Source organism: Virgibacillus sp. W0181, from assembly GCF_051846915.1.
Lineage (GTDB): Bacteria > Bacillota > Bacilli > Bacillales > Amphibacillaceae > JBPYCR01.
In genome coordinates this window covers 1-1,738 of the sequence record NZ_JBPYCR010000069.1, presented here as the reverse complement: position 1 = coordinate 1,738, position 1,738 = coordinate 1, and the positions used below count along the sequence as shown (strand labels likewise).

Sequence of the window (1,738 nt, the reverse complement as noted above, 5' to 3'; positions counted from 1 at the left end):
TTCTGTTGGCGATGCCCATTGATGAAACGATTCTTATTTAGTTTTCAAGGTAGGAATAAAAACACTTGATTTTTTCCAAGAAACAATTATAATAGAGATTGTCGCTAAAAAAGTATTGTCCACCTAGACGGAAGAATTGATCCGTAACGGTCTGGCAGTTATAGCGGAGAGGTCACACCTGTTCCCATACCGAACACAGCAGTTAAGCTCTCCAGCGCCGATGGTAGTTGAGGCTTTGCCTCTGCAAGAGTAGGACGCCGCCAGGCGAATATTTATAATTTAATTAACAAGTTACATGAGAAAACCTTAGTCCTGCCCTTTTTATAGTTGGGCCTCGACTGAGTTTTTTAATAATGAATGCTCAAAACCCGTAAAAAACAACATTTTCCACAGTAGCTCAGTGGTAGAGCAATCGGCTGTTAACCGATCGGTCGTAGGTTCGAATCCTACCTGTGGAGCCTTAATTATGCTTCCATAGCTCAGCAGGTAGAGTACTTCCATGGTAAGGAAGGGGTCGCCGGTTCAAATCCGGCTGGAAGCTTAATATAAAACGTTGATATGATGCCCTTTTCTCAAGTGAGGAAGAGAGCGTCATATTTTTGCTTCCACCTCTTTTGGTAGGCGTTGGAAGTTCACTGTCCTTAATGGCTACAAGGTGTCATAACTTATATTTATAAATAATGTAAATGTAATTTAGTTGAGTGAATTTCATAATTACTAGTCCTTACCGGACAAGGCATTCAAAGTACAAATAGGAGGTACCTCCCCAAATCTTGTATAATAGTAGTTGATCAAAGACTAACCAAAATACTGGAGGAGTACTCCCTATGACCATTATACGGCAACCAAGTTTATTTAGCATCGAAGAATTATACGATATGGAACCGACCCAAAAATATAATGCAATATAAAGTTAGTAAAATATCACGTTACGGTGCACCTACTGAACTGAATTATGCAACCATGATTAATTCTATTTTTATTCGTTATGTAGAACGCATTCCAACGATTAAAGATTTAATCAAGCGTCTTAATGATGATAATGCTTTCAAGGCTTAACTGCGGATTTTTGGTTCCAGATAACATTTCATCTGAAGCGTCTTATTCTCGACTTCCGACTAAATTAAGTGAATCCAGTATCATACAAGAAGTTCAAGAGAAGCTCACCATTCATGCCATCGCAGAAGGGGTTATCATTGATGACACAGTTGCCATTGATACAACCCATTTTGATGCCCGTGATCAAACACCACCTAAAGAAGAAAAGACCAAATCTAAATCAAAGAAACGTGGACGTAAGTCCAAACTAGAACGGAAAAAATGGCTAGCAGAACAAGGTGAAAAAGAACTACAAAAAAACTCCTCAAAATCCAAAATGAGGCGTGAAGAAAAACAGCGAAGGTAAAAATGAATTCTGGTTTGGTTACAAAGGCCATATAGCTCCAAGTTAGCAGCAGATCGCATTAGTGCACAACTATACCAAGAGCTAGCCATTTAAATATGAAAAAACTCCATATTTAAAAATTCTGTAGGTCTTTGTATTTTTAAAAGGCTCTACAATAAATAGTGTTGGTGAAGAAAATTCACTAACACTATTTTTTAGTATAAAAATAGAAAACAAGTGAGTTTCCCTTTAGAATTAAAGTCGACCAAAACCAAATCCAGGAGGGAAATCACTTGTCTTATTCTAAGAATATAAAAGTTTTACTCGATATACAAGATAAAAACATTACGATTG

General features: G+C 37.3%; 2 tRNA genes, 1 rRNA gene and 1 pseudogene. All 4 read left to right on the top strand.

Annotation, left to right across the window (positions count from 1 at the left end):
- Positions 1-150: 150 nt before the first annotated feature.
- Positions 151-266, top strand: a 5S ribosomal RNA gene (gene rrf, locus ACLIBG_RS15560).
- A gap of 120 nt (positions 267-386) precedes the next feature.
- A tRNA-Asn gene (locus ACLIBG_RS15555) sits at positions 387-458 on the top strand.
- A gap of 10 nt (positions 459-468) precedes the next feature.
- Positions 469-541, top strand: a tRNA-Thr gene (locus ACLIBG_RS15550).
- A 286-nt stretch (positions 542-827) separates the two neighbouring features.
- Positions 828-1,442: pseudogene (locus ACLIBG_RS15545) on the top strand (transposase); the annotation flags it as partial.
- Positions 1,443-1,738: the final 296 nt, after the last annotated feature.